Origin of the sequence: Shewanella mangrovi, assembly GCF_000753795.1 — a bacterium.
In the GTDB taxonomy this organism is placed as follows: domain Bacteria; phylum Pseudomonadota; class Gammaproteobacteria; order Enterobacterales; family Shewanellaceae; genus Shewanella; species Shewanella mangrovi.
This window is the reverse complement of the sequence record NZ_JPEO01000015.1, coordinates 1-19755: the sequence shown is the minus strand read 5'-3', so window position 1 is coordinate 19755 and position 19755 is coordinate 1. Positions and strand designations below refer to the sequence as shown.

General features: G+C 49.5%; 22 protein-coding genes. 15 read left to right on the top strand and 7 right to left on the bottom strand.

Annotated elements, in window-relative coordinates; genetic code table 11:
• Nucleotides 1–22 precede the first annotated feature (22 nt).
• Genes gspD through HR45_RS14665 form a run of 11 tightly spaced genes read left to right on the top strand, consistent with a single transcriptional unit; the run spans nt 23 to nt 10517 of the window.
• Nucleotides 23–2149 carry a type II secretion system secretin GspD gene (gene gspD, locus HR45_RS14715; RefSeq protein ID WP_037444415.1) on the top strand — a complete coding sequence of 709 codons (2127 nt, stop codon included), beginning with the start codon at nt 23–25 and terminating at the stop codon, nt 2147–2149.
• A gap of 4 nt (nt 2150–2153) precedes the next feature.
• Nucleotides 2154–3716 (top strand): type II secretion system ATPase GspE, encoded by a 1563-nt coding sequence (gene gspE / locus HR45_RS14710; RefSeq protein WP_037444552.1) that lies wholly within the window; start codon nt 2154–2156, stop codon nt 3714–3716.
• 3 nt (nt 3717–3719) lie between these two features.
• Complete coding sequence (gene gspF, locus HR45_RS14705) at nt 3720–4943, top strand: type II secretion system inner membrane protein GspF (RefSeq protein ID WP_037444412.1); 1224 nt, start codon at nt 3720–3722, stop codon at nt 4941–4943.
• 36 nt (nt 4944–4979) lie between these two features.
• Nucleotides 4980–5414 (top strand): type II secretion system major pseudopilin GspG, encoded by a 435-nt coding sequence (gene gspG / locus HR45_RS14700; protein WP_037444410.1) that lies wholly within the window; start codon nt 4980–4982, stop codon nt 5412–5414.
• A complete protein-coding gene (gene gspH / locus HR45_RS14695) occupies nt 5414–5989 on the top strand; it encodes a type II secretion system minor pseudopilin GspH (protein ID WP_081933494.1) in 576 nt (191 codons plus the stop codon). The genes gspG and gspH overlap by 1 nt, the downstream gene beginning before the upstream one ends.
• Nucleotides 5976–6344, top strand: a complete 369-nt coding sequence (gene gspI / locus HR45_RS14690) for a type II secretion system minor pseudopilin GspI (RefSeq protein ID WP_037444408.1) — start codon at nt 5976–5978, stop codon at nt 6342–6344. The genes gspH and gspI overlap by 14 nt, the downstream gene beginning before the upstream one ends.
• On the top strand, nt 6325–7047 hold the full coding sequence (gene gspJ, locus HR45_RS14685; protein ID WP_037444406.1) for a type II secretion system minor pseudopilin GspJ: 723 nt from the start codon (nt 6325–6327) through the stop codon (nt 7045–7047). The genes gspI and gspJ overlap by 20 nt, the downstream gene beginning before the upstream one ends.
• Entirely contained in the window at nt 7047–8039 is a 993-nt protein-coding gene (gene gspK / locus HR45_RS14680) for a type II secretion system minor pseudopilin GspK (RefSeq protein WP_037444404.1), read from the top strand. The genes gspJ and gspK overlap by 1 nt, the downstream gene beginning before the upstream one ends.
• A 41-nt stretch (nt 8040–8080) precedes the next feature.
• Entirely contained in the window at nt 8081–9268 is a 1188-nt protein-coding gene (gene gspL, locus HR45_RS14675) for a type II secretion system protein GspL (RefSeq protein WP_037444402.1), read from the top strand.
• 1 nt (nt 9269) lies between these two features.
• Nucleotides 9270–9755, top strand: a complete 486-nt coding sequence (locus tag HR45_RS14670) for a type II secretion system protein M (RefSeq protein ID WP_037444400.1) — start codon at nt 9270–9272, stop codon at nt 9753–9755.
• Between the two features lie 9 nt (nt 9756–9764).
• A complete protein-coding gene (locus HR45_RS14665) occupies nt 9765–10517 on the top strand; it encodes a type II secretion system protein N (RefSeq protein WP_037444398.1) in 753 nt (250 codons plus the stop codon).
• An 11-nt stretch (nt 10518–10528) separates the two neighbouring features.
• On the opposite strand, the gene yrfG is transcribed toward HR45_RS14665, so the two are convergent.
• Nucleotides 10529–11197 (bottom strand): GMP/IMP nucleotidase, encoded by a 669-nt coding sequence (yrfG, locus tag HR45_RS14660; protein WP_037444396.1) that lies wholly within the window; start codon nt 11195–11197, stop codon nt 10529–10531.
• An 81-nt stretch (nt 11198–11278) separates the two neighbouring features.
• Between yrfG and nudE the strand changes: the two genes are divergently transcribed.
• Nucleotides 11279–11830: an ADP compounds hydrolase NudE gene (gene nudE, locus HR45_RS14655; protein WP_037444393.1), complete on the top strand. Its 552-nt coding sequence runs from the start codon at nt 11279–11281 to the stop codon at nt 11828–11830.
• A gap of 65 nt (nt 11831–11895) precedes the next feature.
• Nucleotides 11896–12708, top strand: coding sequence for a 3'(2'),5'-bisphosphate nucleotidase CysQ (gene cysQ / locus HR45_RS14650; RefSeq protein ID WP_037444391.1), 813 nt, complete (start codon nt 11896–11898; stop codon nt 12706–12708).
• Here the strand turns inward: cysQ and mnmH are convergent, their stop codons facing one another.
• From mnmH to HR45_RS14635, 3 genes are all read right to left on the bottom strand, one after another.
• Nucleotides 12709–13818 (bottom strand): tRNA 2-selenouridine(34) synthase MnmH, encoded by a 1110-nt coding sequence (gene mnmH, locus HR45_RS14645; protein WP_037444389.1) that lies wholly within the window; start codon nt 13816–13818, stop codon nt 12709–12711.
• Nucleotides 13819–14853 carry a selenide, water dikinase SelD gene (gene selD, locus HR45_RS14640; protein ID WP_037444387.1) on the bottom strand — a complete coding sequence of 345 codons (1035 nt, stop codon included), beginning with the start codon at nt 14851–14853 and terminating at the stop codon, nt 13819–13821.
• A 102-nt stretch (nt 14854–14955) separates the two neighbouring features.
• Nucleotides 14956–16062, bottom strand: coding sequence for a fatty acid desaturase (locus tag HR45_RS14635; RefSeq protein ID WP_037444385.1), 1107 nt, complete (start codon nt 16060–16062; stop codon nt 14956–14958).
• 142 nt (nt 16063–16204) lie between these two features.
• On the opposite strand from HR45_RS14635, the gene fabR reads away from it, so the two are divergent.
• A complete protein-coding gene (fabR, locus tag HR45_RS14630; protein WP_037444383.1) occupies nt 16205–16846 on the top strand; it encodes an HTH-type transcriptional repressor FabR in 642 nt (213 codons plus the stop codon).
• A gap of 10 nt (nt 16847–16856) precedes the next feature.
• On the opposite strand, the gene trmA is transcribed toward fabR, so the two are convergent.
• Nucleotides 16857–17960, bottom strand: a complete 1104-nt coding sequence (trmA, locus tag HR45_RS14625; protein ID WP_037444381.1) for a tRNA (uridine(54)-C5)-methyltransferase TrmA — start codon at nt 17958–17960, stop codon at nt 16857–16859.
• A gap of 189 nt (nt 17961–18149) precedes the next feature.
• Here trmA and murI point away from each other — a divergent pair, with 189 nt between their 5' ends.
• Nucleotides 18150–18959, top strand: a complete 810-nt coding sequence (murI, locus tag HR45_RS14620; protein ID WP_037444379.1) for a glutamate racemase — start codon at nt 18150–18152, stop codon at nt 18957–18959.
• Nucleotides 18960–18970: 11 nt separating this feature from the next.
• Here the strand turns inward: murI and HR45_RS14615 are convergent, their stop codons facing one another.
• Nucleotides 18971–19420: an RNA recognition motif domain-containing protein gene (locus HR45_RS14615; protein WP_037444377.1), complete on the bottom strand. Its 450-nt coding sequence runs from the start codon at nt 19418–19420 to the stop codon at nt 18971–18973.
• Between the two features lie 77 nt (nt 19421–19497).
• A partial coding sequence (locus HR45_RS19565; RefSeq protein ID WP_206537913.1) for a hypothetical protein occupies nt 19498–19755 on the bottom strand: 258 nt, incomplete at its 5' end.

Sequence of the window (19755 nt, the reverse complement as noted above, 5' to 3'; positions counted from 1 at the left end):
AGAATTTAGGGGAAGTTGCATAATGAACAACAAGCGCATTCGTTCCAAGCTGATCGCCGGTCTGGTGGCCTCGGCAGCAATGCTGGCCCAGCAACCGCTTTGGGCTGAACAGTACGCCGCCAACTTTAAAGGCACCGATATTCAGGAATTTATCAATATTGTTGGTAAGAACCTGAATAAAACCATCATTGTTGACCCGACCATTCGCGGCAAAATCAACGTGCGCAGCTATGACATGCTCAATGACTCGCAGTATTACCAGTTCTTTTTGAACGTACTGCAAGTCTATGGCTACGCTGTGGTTGAGATGGATAACAACGTTATCAAGGTTGTTAAAGACAAAGACGCCAAAGTGGCCAACATTCGCGTGGCGGATGACAACACGCCAGGGCTGGGTGATGAAATGGTCACTCGCATTGTGGCCTTGTATAACACTGAAGCTAAGCAACTGGCGCCGTTATTACGTCAGCTGAACGATAACGCTGGTGGCGGTAACGTGGTCAACTATGACCCGTCGAACGTGTTGATGATCACTGGTCGTGCTGGCGTAGTGAATAAACTGGTCGAAATCGTCAAGCAAGTTGATAAACAAGGCGATGTGGATGTGACCGTCGTGAAGCTGAAATATGCTTCTGCTGGCGAGATTGTCCGCATTGTGGAAAACCTGTATCGCAATAGCGCTAACCAGCAGCAGATGCCGGGGCAAGCGCCAAAAGTTGTGGCTGATGAACGTACCAACTCTGTGGTTGTCAGCGGCGATCCTCGTAGTCGTGATCGCGCCGTTGAATTGATCAATCGTCTGGATGCCGAGCAGGCCAGCAGCGGTAACACTAAAGTCCGTTACCTGAAATATGCGAAAGCCAAAGATCTGGTGGAAGTGCTGACGGGGTTTGCCAAACAACTCGATGATAAAGCTAATGGTGGCAGCAGCTCAGCGGCCACTGCCGGTGCTGGCACTAAGCGCCGTAACGAAATCACGGTGATGGCGCACGAAGAAACTAATGCCTTGGTGATTAACGCTGAGCCGGATCAGATGCGCACACTGGAAGATGTTATCAACCAGTTGGATATTCGTCGTGCCCAGGTATTGGTTGAGGCGATTATCGTTGAGGTTGCCGAAGGCGACAGCATTGGTCTTGGCGTACAGATGGGCTCGCTGTCAGGCGGTATGACCCAATTTAATAACGTTGGCACAACCATTGGTGAAATTGGTGCCGGCGTTTGGAGCGCGCGTGGTGAAGATGGCTCTACAACTACTACGGCAACCAGTTCGGGTGTGGTTACTACCACTACCCCAGACACTGATGGTGATGTAACCGCTCTTGCATCAGCGTTAGGTAATGTCAGTGGTGCAGCGCTTGGTGTCGTGTCTGGTGACTTTGCCGCCTTGCTGCAAGCGGTTGCGACCGACACTAACTCCAACGTACTGGCAACACCTTCGATCACCACGCTGGATAACCAAGAAGCGTCATTTATTGTGGGTGATGAAGTGCCAGTATTGACGGGCGCACAAAGCTCGCAAAACGGTAACAGCAATCCATTCCAAACCGTTGAACGTAAAGAAGTGGGCGTGAAACTGAAAGTGGTGCCACAGATTAACGAAGGTACTGCGGTCAAACTTTCTATCGAGCAAGAAGTCTCCAACGTTAACGGTAATACTAGCGTCGACGTGACGTTTGCAACGCGTCGTTTATCTACCACAGTAATGGCGGATTCAGGCCAAATCGTGGTGCTCGGTGGTTTGATTAATGAAGAAGTGCAAGAAAGTGTGCAGAAGGTGCCGTTGTTGGGCGATATCCCAATTCTGGGGCAACTGTTCCGCTCTTCTAACAGCCGCAAGACCAAACGTAATCTGATGGTATTCATTCGCCCGACAATTGTGCGTGATGGCGTTACCATGGAAGGCATTGCTGGCCGCAAATATAACTATTTCCGCGCCCTGCAACTCGAGCAACAAGCGCGTGGCGTAAATCTGATGCCAGATACCAAAGTGCCGGTGTTGGATGAGATGCAACCAAACAATGTATCGCCAGAAGTGAACGAAATTCTGGAGCGTTACAAACGCGGTGAAGGCTTAAAAACTGAAAAGCGTGACTCCGAGCCAGCGCTAAAAGCGATTTCAAACGATAAGCAACAAGGCAATGACTAAACCTATGAGCGAGCTTGAAACCAGCAATGAAGCCTTGGCGCAGGTCAGCGACGAGCTGGGGATCGCGACTGAGGTTGAGGCCGATGAATTATATACCGGCAGTCGCGAGCGCCTGCCCTTTGCCTTTGCCCATCGTCATGGTGTGTTGATTGCCGAAGACGGCGACGAATTGACCCTGTATTACACAGCGCGTGCCGATATGAGTTCGCTGCTTGAAGCACGTCGTTACGTCGCCAAAGAATTGCCCTTGGTGAAAATCGAGGATGCGCAGTTTGAAGCCAAGTTGACGCAGACATATCAAAGTAATTCTTCCGAAGCACAACAGCTGATGGAAGATATCGGCAATGAGATGGACCTGTTCACCCTTGCCGAAGAGTTGCCACAGACTGAAGATCTGCTAGAAGGCGATGACGATGCGCCAATTATTCGATTAATCAATGCGCTGCTGTCAGAAGCGATCAAAGAAGAAGCTTCCGATATTCATATTGAAACCTATGAAAAGCAGCTGGTGGTGCGCTTCCGTGTTGATGGTGTATTGCGTGAAGTACTAAAACCTAATCGCAAGTTGTCATCACTCTTGGTGTCGCGTATCAAGGTGATGGCGCGTCTGGATATTGCCGAAAAACGGGTGCCGCAGGATGGCCGTATCTCTCTGCGTATTGGTGGCCGTGCGGTAGACGTGCGGGTATCAACCATGCCATCAAGCCACGGTGAGCGGGTGGTATTGCGTTTGTTAGATAAGAACGCGGGCAACCTCGATTTGATTCAGTTGGGCATGACCAAACAGATACAAGTGGAATTTGAGCAGCTAATCCGCAAACCACACGGCATCATTTTGGTTACCGGACCTACCGGCTCAGGTAAGAGTACAACCTTGTACGCCGGGCTGACCGATATCAACCACAAAGACATCAATATTCTCACCGTGGAAGATCCTATCGAATATGAGATTGACGGGATTGGTCAAACCCAAGTTAACAGCAAAGTCGATATGACCTTTGCTCGTGGCTTGCGGGCGATTTTGCGTCAGGACCCTGACGTTGTGATGATTGGAGAGATCCGTGACCTTGAAACCGCGCATATTGCGGTACAAGCATCACTCACTGGGCACTTAGTGTTATCCACACTGCACACCAATACCGCATCCGGGGCAATTACCCGTTTGCAAGATATGGGCGTAGAACCTTTCCTCGTCTCATCCAGTTTGCTTGGGGTGCTTGCACAACGCTTGGTACGTACCTTGTGTGATGATTGTAAAACTGCTCACGAACCGAGCAAACAGGAACGTGAACTGTTGGGTGTCGATAAGAAAGATGATGTGAAAATTTATCGCGCAGTGGGCTGTAAGAAGTGTGGCCACAACGGTTATCGCGGTCGTACTGGTATTCACGAATTGCTGTTGGTGGATGAGAAGGTTCGCGAATTGATCCACAGCGGTAAAGGTGAACTGGCTATCGAAAAATACATTCGTGGCGTCGCCCCTAGTATTCGTCACGACGGCATGCAGAAAGTGCTGGCGGGTATTACCACACTCGAAGAAGTATTGCGGGTCACCCGCGAGGAGTAATCCATGGCAGCATTTGACTATAAAGCCCTCAATAGTGCGGGCAAACAGGTCAAAGGGGTCATCGAAGCGGATACTCCTCGGCATGCGCGTAGCCAACTGCGAGAGCAGCGGCTGATCCCTCTTGATATCAAGCAAGTGACCGAAAAGGAAAAGAAGGCGGCTTCCGGCAATTTTCTGAGCCGTCGCCGGCGAATTTCGGTTGCCGAACTCGCGCTGATCACGAGGCAGTTAGCCACCTTGATTGCGTCTGGCTTGCCTGTCGAAGAGGCACTTAAAGCGGTTGGCCAACAGTGCGAAAAAGATCGCTTAGCCTCGATGGTAATGGCGGTGCGCTCGCGCGTGGTCGAAGGTTACTCGCTGGCCGATTCGATGGCCGAATTCCCGCACGTGTTTGATGACTTATACCGCGCCATGGTGGCGTCCGGTGAAAAATCAGGTCACCTTGAGGTGGTGCTGAATCGCTTGGCCGATTACACCGAGCGACGCCAGCAGCTGAAAAGTAAGCTGATGCAGGCGATGATCTATCCCACAGTGTTGACCTTAGTCGCTATCGGTGTGGTGTCAGTGTTGCTGACGGCCGTGGTGCCAAAAGTGGTGAGCCAGTTCCAGCATATGGGACAAGAATTGCCTGGCACGACCCTAGCGCTGATCAGCGTGTCTGAATTCCTGCAACACTACGGCATATTTGTGCTGGCCGCGATTGTGATAATGGCGGTCGTGTTCCAACGCATGTTGGCCCGCCCAGAATTCTTAATGAAATACCATACCTTTCTGTTACGGGTCCCCGTCGTTGGCCGCGTCAGCCGTGGCTTGAACACCGCCCGTTTTGCTCGAACACTCAGTATTCTGACCGCGAGTTCAGTACCGCTACTGGAAGGGATGCGGATTGCCAGTGAGGTGATGCTCAATGTTAAAGTACGTGAAGCCGTCGCCGAAGCCACAGCACGAGTACGTGAAGGTACCAGCCTCGGCGCGGCCTTAACCAACACTAAACTGTTTCCGCCAATGATGCTGTATATGATTGCCTCGGGCGAAAAGAGTGGTGAATTGGAACAGATGCTGGAACGTGCGGCTGATAACCAAGACCGCGAGTTTGAATCTCATGTGAATTTAGCGCTGGGGATTTTTGAGCCGGCACTGGTGGTCAGTATGGCGGTGGTTGTACTGTTTATCGTGATGGCAATTTTGCAGCCTATTCTGGCGCTCAACAATATGGTCAGTGGCTAAGGGCATTCGTGCCACTGATTTTTCTGGAGGAAGTCAATGCAACGCAACAACAGACAACAAGGTTTTACCCTGCTGGAAATCATGGTGGTGATCGTGATTTTAGGGATGTTGGCCGCTTTGGTTGTACCTAACATCATGGGTAACAAAGAGAAAGCCGATCAACAAAAAGCAATCTCCGATATCGTGTCGCTGGAAAATCAGCTCGACATGTACAAGCTCGACAACAGCAAGTACCCAACGACAGAACAGGGGTTAGAGGCCTTAGTGCAAAAGCCGACTTCATCACCTGAACCACGTAACTATCGTGATGGTGGCTATATCAAGCGCCTGCCACAAGATCCTTGGGGCAACGCCTACTTAATGTTGAGCCCTGGTGAGCACGGCAAGGTTGACGTCTTCACCGCTGGCCCTGACGGCCAAGCTGGCACTGAAGATGATATCGGTAACTGGAACCTGCAGAACTTCCAGTAATGAACAAGGCGAAGCGGCAGCAGGGATTTACTCTGCTAGAAGTCATGCTGGTGGTGCTGCTGATGGGATTGATGGCAGCCGCTGTCACCATGTCTATCGGTAGTGGTGGGCAGCAGCAAGTGCTTAGCCGCGAGGCGCAACGATTTATGGCCACCACCGAAGCTTTGCAAGATGAAGCTGTGCTCAGTGGTGGCTTTTTTGGCATTGTGGTTGAAGAGCACAAATACCACTTTGTGGTGATGCATGAAGGCAAGTGGCATCCGATTGAACAGGATAATCTGTTGTCGGAGCGAGAACTGCCTGCTGGCATCGTCACCGATTTAGAAGTGGAAGGCTTGCCGCTGGAGCAGGACGAAGAGCAGCAATCGTGGTTTGATGAACCACTGATTGACACCAATGCCGAAGAAAAGAAGAAGTTTCCAGAGCCACAAATCATGCTACTGCCCAGTGGTGAAATGACCAGCTTTAAATTACGTTTTATCGCAGCGGGCGATGCGGGGCAGCAACTGGAGAAATTGGTCAGCGGCAATAACCTTGGCCGCCTGATGCTGGGGGAATTTGATGAACTCAGTTAAAGGTATGACGTTGCTTGAAGTGATGGTGGCGATGGCGATATTTGCGATTGCGGCGGTTGCCATCACCAAAAGTCTCGGCGATCAGATGGCCAACATGCCCATTCTCGAAGAGCGCACATTGGCGCAGTGGGTGGCGGATAACCATATGGTGGATGCGCGTTTAACCGACCAGTTTCCGCCGTTAGGCAGTAAAACCGGCCAAGAAGAGATGGCAGGAAAAACCTGGTACTGGAAGCGTGAGGTGGTCAAAACCACCGATGATAATTTTCGCATGATCCGCATCAGTGTCAGTGATAGTGACAAATTTAAGCGAGTGATCACTAAGGTAAGCAGTTATGTCTTCAAGCAGGAATAGCGGTTTTACACTGCTGGAGATGTTGGTCGCAATTGGCATTTTTGCCATGTTGGGCCTCGCCGCCAACGCGGTGCTGCAGACAGTGATTAAAGATGACGAAGTGACGCAAGACTTCGCGCAAAAGTTGAAAGATTTGCAGCAGGGCTTTGGTGCGATCGAGCGTGACTTTAGCCAGATAGTGGCACGCACGCCGCGCATGGCACAGGGTGGTCGTGCGACCACTGTGATTCAATCTGGTAAAGATATGCTGGATTCCGAGTCGGAAGCTATTGTGTTCTTCCGTCTTGGTTGGCTCAATCCGGGCGGTATATTGCCGCGTGGTAGTCTGCAGAGCGTGGCGTATGTTGTTCAAGAGGGCAAACTGCAGCGCTGGTTTTATCCGTATCCTGAACCTGAGCAGGGTGCCGAGCCTATAAAAACCGTGCTGATGAACAAAGTAGTATCGGTGAAATACTCCTTCAATGTGGAAGGCAAATGGCAACAGGGTGGTTCCTACACCACGTTGCCAGACGCTATCGCGATTGAAGTTGAGCTGGAAGATCGAGGCGTGATTACACGTAAATTCCTGTTGCCGAAAGGGGCGGCCACCCCAAGTAGCGAATCCGAAAATAACAACAGTAATAGTGCTGACGATACGCCAGCTAATGAGCAAAACAGCAACAATAGCGGTAACCGTAATAGCCGCGATCCTGAGGAGCAATGATGCGCAGTAAACAACGCGGCGTCGCGCTCATCATGGTATTGCTGATTGTGGCAATTATTGCGGTATTGGCGACCACGATTAGCGGGCGTAATCAGCTGTCGGTGCGACGTACAATCAATCTGGCGATGTACGATCAAGCCTACTGGTATGCGCTGTCGGCAGAAGAGTTGGCGCGCAAAGTGCTGAAACAAGATCTGGACGACTCCGAAGGGCGCGTACATTTGCAACAATATTGGGCCTTGTCCAATGTGATTTTGCCGGCTGAAGCCGGGGAGATTGGCGGTAAGTTATCAGATCTGCGGAGCTGTTTTAACCTTAACGCCTTGGCGCTCGACGGACCTAAACCGCAAAATGGCCAAGTGCAAAAGTTGTCGTTGGCGGGGCGTCAATTTGCAGCATTGTTAGAAGATTTAGGTGTCGATAATTTTTCAGCGGAGCAGCTGGTATATCGCATCAAAGATTATCTCGATGATGATAGCGACGTGAGTTCGTTGGGCGCAGAAGATGCAGAGTATGAATCGCGTAAAGTGCCATACCGCGCGGCCAATACCTTGATGAATGATCGCAGTGAACTACGTGCAGTATTGGGAGTGCCGAAAGCGCTTTATCAGCAGTTGCAGCCCTACATTTGTGTGATCCCGGGTAATAACAGCCAAGTGTTGAACGTTAATACCGTTAAGCCAGAACAGGCGGCATTACTCGCCGCAATGTTGCTCAACAAGGTGTCGGTCAACGAAGCGCAGAACATTATTGAACAACGTGGTACTGCGGGTTATGACAAGATAGAAGATTTTTGGGAACAAGGTTCGCTGACAAACATTGCCCAACAGGACGATCAACTGAAATCCAGCATGTCAGTGAGTAGCAAGTTTTTCAAACTCGAAGCAGCAGCGAAGGTGGATGATGCGCTGTTTCGGTTAGACAGTGTGTTACACGTAATTGGTGGTAACAAGCTGGAAGTGTTAACCCGTCAATACGGCGGACAAGATTAACCAACGGCGCGGTTTTGCGCTAAAACCGCTGGAGAGACACAGTGAGTGAACGCTTATTTATCCGTTTGGGGGTCACCAGCAGCGATCCATGTAGCTGGCTGGTGTGGTCCGAACAGGAACAGGAGATCATTGCCTCTGGTGAGCTGGCCGACGCCAGCGCTCTGCAGACGCTGAGTGAGCGCGCTGGAAATCGCCCGGTTGACGTGTTGGTACCAAGTGATGTGGTGCGCCTGATGCAGGTGAACCTGCCGGAAAAGGGGCAGCGCCAAGCGCTGAAGGCATTGCCTTTCCTGCTGGAAGAATCCCTGGCGCAGAATATTGAGGAGCTGCATTTTGTGCCGGGTGCTCGCGAGGGCGACCTGTTGAATGTGGCCATCGTGGCGCATGAGCAGTTGGAACAATGGTTAGCCTGGCTAACAGAGGCGGGGCTAACAGCGCGTAAACTGGTGCCGGATTGTTTAGCCGTGCCATTAGCCGGATGCCAATGGGGCTTATTACAAGTCGCGAATCAATATCTGCTGCGTACTGGTGAAGGTGCGGGGGTCGCGGTTGGCAAAGATTGGTTGGGCATGATGTTGCCTCAGTTACTGGAGCAAACCGAAACTAAACCAAGTGTTGCCTGTTATACCGAATTTGACGATGAGCGTTTAGATTGCCAGTTGCAAACACTCGAATTACCCATGTTGGTGCTGGCTAAAGGCCATTTGCAGTCACCGCTTAATCTGTTAACCGGGCGTTATAAACCGCGCAAAGAATATAATGCACAGCTGCAACCTTGGAAGAAGGTGGCGGCCATCGCTGTCGCCGTGTTTGTGTTAGGACTGGCGAACAAAGGCTTAGGAATTTACCGCTACAGTAGTGAAGCCGAGCAACTTAAAGCGCAAAGTGAAGCCATTTACCGACAAGTGGCGGGTAGCAGCCGTATCGTGAATTTACGTTCACAGCTGGATAGCACTTTGCGTTCGTTGCAGGGCAGCGGCAGTGGCGCCGAGCTGTTTAATATGTTGCAGCAACTGCAACAGTCATTTAGCCAAGTACCAGAATTAAAACCAGAATCACTGCGTTTTGATGGCAGTCGCAGTGAACTGCGGATGCAAGTATCGGCCAAATCTTATGAGCAGATCGACAAGTTCCGTCAAATCGCCGCAAGCAGCTTCATCATTGATGCTGGGGCGATGAATAATAACGATGGTGCTGTGACCAGTACGCTGACCTTGAGGAGCAAATAGCATGGAAAATTTGCGTAACTGGTGGGCGCATCTGGCGCAACGTGAACAGCAGTTAGTGGCGGTGATGGCGGTGTTGGTTGCCGTCAGTATTCTGTATTGGGGCATTTGGACGCCAATCAGCAATGCTGAACAACGTGCTGAATTGCAGCGCGATGCGCAAGCCAACATGCTCAGTTATGTCAAACAAACCGCGAATAAGATTGCGGCGTTGAAAAAATCAGGTTCTAACGCGCGGGCGGTAACTTCGGGAAGTTTAAGTACCATAGTGACTCAAAGTGCGGGGCGCTTTGGTTTGACTATCACCCGCATGCAGCCGCAAGGTAATAAAATTCAGGTGTGGATGGATGATGTGCCGTTTGAAGCCTTGTTGTCCTGCTTAGATGATTTAGTGCAACAGCAAGGGCTATCGCTCGATAATCTGGATGTGGCGGTAAGTGATGCGCCGGGCATGGTGCAAGTTCGTCGCATCCAATTCTCTCAGTCTTAAGGTGTGATTTTGAAGATATTTGCCAAAGTCGTAATCGCAGTTTTGCTTTATCTGGTGTTTTTGTTGGTATTGTTGCCTGCACGCGTTGTGGTGGCGTTAGCTCCGTTACCCGCAGGAGTGACCTTGGCTGGTGTCAGCGGCAGCGTGTGGCACGGCAGTGCGGATTCCGTCGTTGTCGATGGTCTTCAGTTTGATCAACTGCAGTGGCAGTTAAGTCCTTGGGGCTTGTTGACTGGCCGCGCCAATGTGGATTTTCAGCTAGGCAATGCCAGTACCGCGGTGAATGGTAAAGGTTCTTTGAGTTTAAGCAGTAGTGCCATTAAGGCGAGCGGCTTAAAATTTGATGCACCAGTGGCCTTTTTAGCCGGTAAAAAGCAACTGCCATTCCGCACGGTTGCTAGTGGTGACATCAGTTTGTTTGTTCAACAGTTTGACCAAGGTAAACCTTGGTGTGAGCAGTTGTCCGGCAAAGCCTTTCTCAACAATATCGGCATTAAGAACCAATTTGGGCAGTATCCGCTAGGCGATATTGAGCTGTCACTGCAATGCATCAAAGGCCAGATTCAATTGGCCACCGATGATGAGAAAAATAAACTCGGCATCGCCGGTACTTTGCTGTTGCAAGACAACATGCGTTATCAGTTGAATGGTCGTATGAAGCTGACTGAGCAGCAACCAGCCGATCTACAAAAAGCCCTGCCGCTGTTGGGTAAAGCGGATAACAATGGTTTTTATCCGCTGAAATTTAGCGGTCGTTTCTAACTACTTTCCTGCTAGTTGCTACTGGCGAGTCCCGGTAGCAACTGCAAATAATCTTCCGTTGCGACAAAATCAGCAAACTGCTTATGTGGTTGTTGGCTGTCGGGATTATTTACGCCCAAAAGATATCTCACGCCAGCGCGCTGCGCCGCCTGCAAAATATGCTCGTTATCATCCACAAATAGACAGCGCTCTGGTCGCAGCTGATATAACGCAAATACCTGTGACCAGAAATGCTCGGACTCTTTGGGAACCCCCAACTGGTGGCTGGAGAGGATAATATCCAAATGCTGCGCCAGCGGTGTGTGTTCTAATTTTAAGGCTAAGCTGAGCGGATGTGCATTGGTCAGCAAAATGCGTTTTTTCCCCTGTGCCGCCAAGGCATCGAGAAACGGAAGAGTATCATCGCGTAGTTTTATTTTATCGGTGATGCTGCGATGTAACGCCATGATGTCCAGTTGCAGTCTATTGGCCCAATAATCGAGACAATACCAATTCAAGGTGCCGTGAACCTGCTCATACGCTTCTCTGACCAGCGCGGTTGCCTTGGTGGTACTGATCCCGCGCTGTTGACTGAGCGTTTGTGGTACCAAGGTTAACCAGAAATGATTGTCGAAATGCAAATCCAACAAGGTGCCATCCATGTCGAGTAATACGGCATCGATTTGTGCCCAAGGAAACATGCTTACCTCTGTCATTTCTTGGTGGTTGGTATAACATTGTAACCCCAGTCACATTTTTCAGCTTGCATATTCGAGGGAGCAATGAATAAGCGGCAAAAAAAACCAGATGTTTTGCATCGCGAAGTCGTTGCTAAGAGTCGGCTGTTCCAGATTGAGCAGGTGCATCTGCGCTTTGCTAATCAGCAGGAACGGATATACGAACGCATGAAAGGCAATAACCGCGGCGCTGTGATGGTGGTACCTGTGTTAGGCCCGCATCTGCTGCTGGGCAGTGAGTATGCCGCAGGGACTGACAACTATGAACTGGGCTTTCCCAAGGGATTGGTTGATCCCGGTGAAACGCCGTTGGAAGCAGCCAACCGCGAGCTCCAAGAAGAGATTGGCTACGCCAGTCGCAAGTTGACCCACCTTAAAGAACTCAGCCTGGCACCAGGATATTTTGCTAGCAAGATGCAGATTTTCCTTGCCGAAGATCTGTTTGAAAGTCAGCTGGAAGGTGATGAACCTGAGCCTATCCAACTCATCCATTGGGAACTGGAGCGTTGGCAAGAGCTACTGGTCGAGCCAGATTTTTCCGAATCCCGCAGCGTTAGCGCCTTGTTTTTAGCCATTAAACAACTCAAACTTAGTTAGTACGTGCAGTACCGCTTTTGTAAGTCGGTTGTTGTAGAACCACCTATTCGGAGACTGGAGTATTTATGAATCCAGAAGCGTTGATAGATCAGGTTATTTCCATTGCGACTCAGGCTGGGAAATTGATTCGGGAGATCTACCAACAGGGCAGTTTTGAACGTGAAATCAAGGATGACAATACGCCGGTCACTTCAGCGGATATGGCATCGCATGAGTTTATTGTTAAGCAACTCAAACAACTGACGCCCGATATTCCCGTGCTTTCTGAAGAAGATGCCGACATTCCGTTGCTACAACGTCAGCAATGGCAGCGCTATTGGCTGGTGGATCCTCTGGATGGTACCGGTGAGTTTATTGCCGGCAGTAACGATTTTTCGGTGATCATTGCATTGGTAGAAAACCATCGTCCAGTCATGGGCATTGTTTACGTACCGATGACCGAAGTTTGTTATTTTGCGATGGCGGGCAAAGGTGCTTACAAGCGAATCAATGGCAGCATCAGTCGTATCCAAAGCAAGCAGCTATCGGTAACGGCCGAACAGCATCTGCGTTTAGCGGTGAGCCGCCGTCAAGATCCGAAAAAAGTGTTGCGTCTATTTCAGGATGCCACGCAATGTGAATTAGTGGTGTTAGGCGGTGCAGCATTAAAAAGCTGTTTGGTGGCAGAAGGTGAAGCCGATTGTTATGTGCGTGTTGGTCCAACGGGTGAGTGGGACACGGGCGCAGCACAAATAATTATCGAAGAAGCGGGCGGTCAGCTGCTGGATATCGAACTGCAACCGCTGACCTATAACGAGCGTGATAGCTTGCTAAATCCCGACTTTATTGTGATGGGCTCGCCCAATCTGCAGTGGCATAAAATCCTGATTGCCAGTTAATCAAGCTTGAAGTTGGCGCTGATCTAACCATTGATTAAGCGCCTGCTGATCACCGCGAAAAATCACCCGTTCACTTTTCTTCGCTAACTGATACTCATACATAGGGTCGTAGTATTTCGTCAGTAGCATGCCGATCCACTCAAGGTGCAGTTGCAGATTATTGCGCTGTAGCTGTTCATCAATGGCGGTATCAATCATTGCAATAAGCTCATCTGCGTTTTGATGACCGAGTCGTTTGCGAATACTGTTAATGCTTTGATGCAGATAATCCACAAAGGCATTTAATCCAGCCTGTTCACCATCGCGTGCCACAAAATCATTCAACATACGGTCGACATATTCATAGCGTAAGCGTTGTATACGTTGTTCAAAGCTGGCTTCCAGTACAATCACGTTAGCTTGTTGCATGCCCATGTAAAAATCTTTGGGTAACGCATTGCGACCAATCAGATAGCTTTCATCTTCCAGCAATAGCAGCTCAGGTGAGCGCTGTTGCTGTTTCAACAGCGACACCGCTAACTGATTTTCGAAGTTAATTTGTGTCGGCTGTGGCGTGGTCTTTTTGCCGAAACTGGAGCCTCGATGATTCGCCGCGCCCTCTAAATCCACCGCCTCCGGCCGCTGCAACAGAAAATCTGTTTTACCGGAACCGGTAATACCAGACAGCACCAACATAGGTTGTCGCTGTGGCGTTTGATCTATTACCTCAATTAAGTGCTGCCGCATCGCCTTATAGCCGCCTTCAATGTAGGCCACTTCTAGGCCGGCGGCTTTGATCCACTGTTGCGAGATCTGTGAACGTTGTCCGCCACGAAAACAGTAAATCAAGGCATCGGGATTGGCCGCCAAAAAGCCTAACCAAGCGTCGACTCTTTGTTGTTTGGTCGTTCCATTAACCAGTTGATGACCCAGTGCTAAAGCGGCATCCGGCCCTTGTTGTTTATAACAGGTTCCCACTAACTCACGTTCGCGGTCTGTCATCAATGGTAGGTTGTTGCTGCACGGAAATGCCCCTTTGCTAAATTCAATTGGGGCGCGAAGATCGACCATAGGCCGATCTTCAACAAACAATGTGCTGTAGGCTGATGCTGGATAGGTAAGTTTGGACATTTACAGGTTAATCCAGTGAGTACCGCGAGCGGTCAACTCTCCCACGGCAATTGGGGCGATACCAGCAGAGCTAAGCGTATCAATTAATGTCGCCTCTGCTTCGGGCGCGACTGCGATCATTAATCCGCCACTGGTTTGCGGATCACACAACAGTGCTTTCTGCTCTTCGGTGAGCACTGGCAAATGTTCGCCATAGCTGTCGAAATTGCGTTGGGTACCGCCTGGCACGCAACCAAGGGCGAGATAGTCGCGTGCTTTGGGCAGTAGAGGTAACTTGCTTATATCTATATTTGCGCTGAGATCTGCGCCTTGGCACATCTCCAACAAATGGCCAGCCAAACCAAAACCGGTCACATCGGTCATGGCGTGTACTCCGGCAATTTTGGCGACTTCGGTACCGACCTTATTCAACTGACACATCGCTTCTGGCGCGATCGATACATCTTCATCGGCGAGCTTTTTCTGCTTTTGCGCCGTAGTCAGAATGCCAATACCGAGCGGTTTGGTCAGATATAACTTATCGCCCGCTTGGGCGGTATCGTTTTGCTTGAGGTGTTCCAGTGCGACCGTTCCTGTAACGGCCAGACCAAAAATGGGTTCTGGTGCATCAATGCTGTGGCCACCGGCAAGCATAATACCCGCGTCAGCACAGGCCTGACGGCCACCATCGACCACTTGCTGAGCCACTTCAGCAGGTAACTTATTAATCGGCCAGCCAAGAATAGCAATCGCCATAATGGGTTTACCGCCCATGGCATAGATGTCGCTGATGGCATTGGTTGCAGCGATGCGGCCAAAGGTGAACGGATCATCCACAATTGGCATGAAAAAGTCAGTAGTGCTAATAATGCCAGTATGGTCATCTAACTTATACACTGCAGCATCATCGCGACTGTGGTTGCCAACTAACAGGTTGGGGTCAACAAATTCCGGTAACTGGGACGCTAAAATGGTGGTCAGTACTTTAGGAGAGATTTTGCAACCGCAACCAGCTCCATGGCTGTACTCGGTTAGCTTGATAGGATCTTGCGACATAAAAAAGGGTCCTGAAAGCTACGACAGAACCCCTGATCATAAACTGATTACATCACACTACAAGGTGGACGTGTCATGTTCCACGATAATATTCGCCATTCCTTAAGCGATTCGCGCAGTAAATTGGCGCCAGCGCCTTAACTGTTGATAAAAGTTCTGCTGTAACAGGGCTGCCTGTTGATGCAGATCCTGCTCTTTCAACTGCTGTCCTTTGGCTTCTAACGCGGCTTTCTTGGCGCGGTAGTAGTCTGTCAGGTGCTGCTTGAGTTGCTCATATTCGTGTTGTAGCTGTGATAGCAACTGCTCAGCATTGGGTAAGCGTGCAACCTTATTTTGTGTGTGCTTCAACTGCATCTGCAACTTCGCGGATTCAATCTTCTCTTCAGGGACTTGGCGTAAATCCGACGCCAGGCGCAGCGCTGCGAAGCCCTTAATCATCCATTTGGTGGGATCATAGTGCCACCAACGAATGCCGTTACGGTAATCATGCTCGAAGATGTGATGGAAGTTATGGTAACCCTCACCATAGGTTAGAATCGCCAAAAAACCATTGTCACGGGCGGTGTTGCGGTCAGTGTAGGGTTGTGAACCCCAAACGTGGGCGAGCGAGTTAATGAAGAAGGTACAGTGATGCACTAATACTAAGCGCATCAGACCTGCTAAAAGTAACATCGACAACATATCGCCGTTTAACCAACCTAGCAGCAGCGGCAGGCCAATGTTCATGGTCAGTGCCAGCCATAAATAGTTGCGGTGTTGCCACATCACGATCGGGTCATTTTGCAGATCGCGCGCGTTTTGATAATCGCTATAACGCTCTGGTTGGTACTCTCGCAACATCCAGCCAATATGACTAAACCAGAAACCCTTGTTCGCTGAATAAGGATCTTTGTCATTGTCATCAACATGTTTGTGGTGCACGCGGTGATCTGAGGCCCAGTGCAGTGCGCTATTTTGAAATGCTAGTGCGCCACCCAAGGCATACAGGACCCGTACGATAGGGTGAGCTTTATAAGCCTTATGGGACCACAAACGGTGATAGCCACCAGTAATAGACATTCCTGAGGCAAACACTAAAACGAAAAACGTGAGCCATTCTGCAGCATCAAAGCCGTTGACTAGCCCATGCCATGGCACCCAAATAACAGCGCCAGTAAAGGTCAGCGTGAAGAAAATGACATTAAGCCAGAGAATTCGCGGTTTGTGCATAAATCTACTTCCAGAAATACTTAGGCTTACAAGTGTAAGCTAAAATATTGTAAACGCCTAATCACAGCTTGTATGCTTTACACTTTGTTTATGGCGTAAAGTCGGTATCATCTAGCTAACTGATTCAGAACAAGGAAAAAACATGGGCGTCAGAGCACAGCAAAAAGAGAAAACACGTCGGGCGTTAGTCGATGCAGCATTTAATCAACTGAGTGCCGAACGTAGTTTTTCCAGCCTGAGCTTGAGAGAAGTCGCCCGTGAAGCCAATATTGCCCCCACCTCTTTCTATCGCCATTTTAAGGACATGAATGAACTGGGTATGACCATGGTGGATGAAGGCGGATTAGCGCTGCGGCAGATGATGCGTAAAGGGCGACAACGTGCTGACGCAGGTGGCAGTGTCATCCGCATTTCGGTTGAAACCTTCATGGAAGTGCTGGAATCCAATCCCAACGTATTCCGTATTCTGTTGCACGAGCGCTCCGGCACATCGGCTACTTTCCGAGCGGCGGTTGAGCGCGAGATCGATCATTTCATCTCTGAGTTATCGCACTATATTGAAGAAACGGCTCATCGTGATTTGGAGTTGGCGCGGGTGCAAGCCGAGGCGTTAGTCATTTTGGTATTTAACGCTGGTGCAGCGGCGCTGGATATGAAGCGTGCCGATCGCAAGTTATTAGCAGAGCGATTAATCACGCAATTGCGGATGGTAGTAAAGGGGGCTGAAACCCTGCAGCAGCGCTTGGAAAATCCAGAGTTTCGCTCGCGGCTGCAAGGTCGTTGATAGCAATAGGTTAAGCCGGCCTTCTGCTCAGCAAGACTCCTGCTTCTACATGTTCTGTGTAAGGGAACTGATCAAACATAGCAAAGCGAATCATTCGGTGAGTTTTACTTAACTGTTCCAAGTTATTTGCCAGTGTTTCAGGGTTACACGAGATATAGAGAATATGTTCGTAACCTTGCACCATATCGAGAGTGGCTTGATCTAAGCCTGAACGTGGCGGGTCCACAAAAATGGTATTGCACTGATAGCTGCTTAGGTCGATATCGCCGAGACGTTTAAACTCACGCTTACCTGTAATGGCATCGCTAAAGTCTTCTGCTGACATACGGATGATCTGCAGGTTTTCAATTTTATTCGCGGCAATATTATATTGCGCCGACTCCACCGATGGCTTGGCTAACTCGGTGGCCAATACCTTATTAAAGTTCTGCGCCAACGCTACGGAGAAGTTGCCGTTACCACAATAAAGTTCTAACAGATCGCCTTGGCTGTTTTGAGTGCAATCGAGCGCCCACTCCAGCATCTTTTCTGCCACCTTGGCATTGGGCTGGGTAAAGCTGTTCTCTACTTGCTGGTATTGGTATTGATGGCCATTAACCGTTAGCTGCTCTACAACAAACTCGCGATGCAGAACATGCTTTTGCTTGCGAGCGCGGCCAATAATATCCACGTTAAAGCGTTGCGACAGTCGTTGTTTCAATGCTTCCGCTTCGGCTACCCAATCTTCACCAAGCTGGCGGTGATATAACAGCGATACCAATATCTCGCCTGACAGCGTTGACAGAAAATCGACTTGGAACAACTTATGGCGCAATACCATATTCGGTTTTAGTTCTTCCACCAAGGCGAGCATCATGTCATTAATCAGCGTACTGGCGGGGAGGAATTGATCACAGCGTTGGATCGCCTTCAACTCTTGATCGAACACGCAGTAATATAAGTCATCACCATCGTGCCAGACACGAAACTCGGCTCGCATACGATAATGGGCAGGCGCTGATGCAAATACCTCCAACGTTGGCGCAGAAAAAGGTGCAAATGCTTGTGTAAGCAACTGCTGCTTTTCGGCTAATTGTTGTGGATACAGTGCTGGATCCATTGATGAGAGTTTCATGAAACGGTTCTCCGGAGCTAAAACGGGCGCAAATAGTAAACATATCGTTGCTATAGCTCAAGCAAAGTGACTAAATGCTGCGGCCGCATTTTGCAGTTTCGCAACTGCTATGAAAAAATAGCCTGTCATTTCACATTCGCCCAATGACGGTGTTAAGTGGCAATCATGTTTTCTGAGCAGAGGTTAAGATTGTCGCAGTCAATTCTCGTATTCGACTCAGGTGTCGGCGGTTTATCTATTTTGGCAGAGATCCAAGCCTTGTTGCCGCAACATCACTATTACTATCTGTTCGATAATGCGCGTTTGCCCTATGGTGAACTCGAAGAACAGACATTAATCCGTGGCTGCGTCGATTTACTGGTACCTCTGGTCGAGCATATAAAGGCCGATATTCTGGTCATTGCATGTAATAGTGCCAGCACCCTAGTTTTGCCAGCATTACGTGAGCGTCTGACTATCCCGGTTGTCGGTGTGGTCCCCGCGATTAAGCCTGCGGCAAAGCTTAGTCAAAGTAAGCATATAGGGTTGTTGGCAACGCCCGGTACGATCAAACGACGTTACACCCATGAGTTGATAGCGCAGTACGCTCATGATTGTCATGTTGAATTGTTTGGTAGCTCAGAGCTGGTATTACTGGCTGAGCAAAAGTGTGCCGGCTTTCATTTGGATGCAGCGATACTCACCAGCTTGCTGCAACCTATCCGTGATGCTGATATTGACGTATTAGTGTTAGGTTGCACTCATTTTCCAATGCTAAAAGCTGAAATCGCAGACGTGCTCGGTACTGGCGTAACCTTATTGGACTCAGGGGCCGCCATCGCCCGTCGTGTGAGTCAGTTACTGGAAGCTTCGGCAGCAGAGAGTTTACCTCCCTTGCCATTGCAGCAGAGTTTGGTCGCCGCTTATTACACGGGCAGCCTAAGCGTTGGCTTGGAAAATCTATTACGTCAGCAGGGATTTCAAGCGATAAAAAAACTGACCGCGAACGGTCAGTTTTAATCTCACTATTTCTATTCTTTTCTATCGTCGGAGTCGGCGTCCTGCGACTTCGCTTCCCGAACTTTCAGCGTTCGCTCCTGAAATATGGCGTCATTGAGCTTGGATAACGCTTTCTGCGCACCATCTTCAGTAATCTCGACAAAACCAAACCCTTTACGGCGTCCGGTCTTACGATCACGTACCAAACGGACTGAATTAACGGCACCGTATTTCTCGAACAGGGATTTCACTTCAGCTTCGTTCGCTCGATAAGGCAAGTTGCCTACATAGAGCGTCGTCATGGGGCCGACGGTCTCAGTTGCAACCGCATTACCATTAGTAGGTAAGGCAATAAAGACTAATGCGGACGCGAGTGCGCCAATAACAAAGGCAATATAAGCAGGTAAGTCTGGCAACAAGAAGGAGATCGCCAGTGCCCCAAGTGCTGCAATTAGGGCGACAACAAGCAAGGATTTTTGCATAAACAGAAGATCTCAAAAAATAACTAATTGGCAATATATTTTTAACAATCACCGCTATGGTAATGAATTATTTAGTTTTAAACCAGTACCGGGCTGGGTTGAGGCGCTATTTCATACAATAAATCCCTCAAAATTGGGAAATACCGCAAATTTTGCCGCTTAAAACAGCGTTTCGCTGAAAAGATCAACAAGCGATCTTTTTTCTTTAAAAAAGGGGTTGCGGAGTTTTTTGAGGTGCCTATAATGCGCACCCACTGAGACGGCACAGCGCGAAAGCAAAGGCGGTTGAGGTGGTGATGAGGTAACTCATCACGAGGCGAAAAATAAGTTTGAAA

Coding starts and splice junctions, on each gene's coding strand:
- gspD (WP_037444415.1), top strand. CDS start 23: ATGAACAACAAGCGCATTCGTTCCAAGCTGATCGCCGGTCTGGTGGCC.
- gspE (WP_037444552.1), top strand. CDS start 2,154: ATGAGCGAGCTTGAAACCAGCAATGAAGCCTTGGCGCAGGTCAGCGAC.
- gspF (WP_037444412.1), top strand. CDS start 3,720: ATGGCAGCATTTGACTATAAAGCCCTCAATAGTGCGGGCAAACAGGTC.
- gspG (WP_037444410.1), top strand. CDS start 4,980: ATGCAACGCAACAACAGACAACAAGGTTTTACCCTGCTGGAAATCATG.
- gspH (WP_081933494.1), top strand. CDS start 5,414: ATGAACAAGGCGAAGCGGCAGCAGGGATTTACTCTGCTAGAAGTCATG.
- gspI (WP_037444408.1), top strand. CDS start 5,976: ATGAACTCAGTTAAAGGTATGACGTTGCTTGAAGTGATGGTGGCGATG.
- gspJ (WP_037444406.1), top strand. CDS start 6,325: ATGTCTTCAAGCAGGAATAGCGGTTTTACACTGCTGGAGATGTTGGTC.
- gspK (WP_037444404.1), top strand. CDS start 7,047: ATGCGCAGTAAACAACGCGGCGTCGCGCTCATCATGGTATTGCTGATT.
- HR45_RS14670 (WP_037444400.1), top strand. CDS start 9,270: ATGGAAAATTTGCGTAACTGGTGGGCGCATCTGGCGCAACGTGAACAG.
- yrfG (WP_037444396.1), bottom strand. CDS start 11,197: ATGTTTCCTTGGGCACAAATCGATGCCGTATTACTCGACATGGATGGC.
- nudE (WP_037444393.1), top strand. CDS start 11,279: ATGAATAAGCGGCAAAAAAAACCAGATGTTTTGCATCGCGAAGTCGTT.
- cysQ (WP_037444391.1), top strand. CDS start 11,896: ATGAATCCAGAAGCGTTGATAGATCAGGTTATTTCCATTGCGACTCAG.
- mnmH (WP_037444389.1), bottom strand. CDS start 13,818: ATGTCCAAACTTACCTATCCAGCATCAGCCTACAGCACATTGTTTGTT.
- selD (WP_037444387.1), bottom strand. CDS start 14,853: ATGTCGCAAGATCCTATCAAGCTAACCGAGTACAGCCATGGAGCTGGT.
- HR45_RS14635 (WP_037444385.1), bottom strand. CDS start 16,062: ATGCACAAACCGCGAATTCTCTGGCTTAATGTCATTTTCTTCACGCTG.
- fabR (WP_037444383.1), top strand. CDS start 16,205: ATGGGCGTCAGAGCACAGCAAAAAGAGAAAACACGTCGGGCGTTAGTC.
- trmA (WP_037444381.1), bottom strand. CDS start 17,960: ATGAAACTCTCATCAATGGATCCAGCACTGTATCCACAACAATTAGCC.
- HR45_RS14615 (WP_037444377.1), bottom strand. CDS start 19,420: ATGCAAAAATCCTTGCTTGTTGTCGCCCTAATTGCAGCACTTGGGGCA.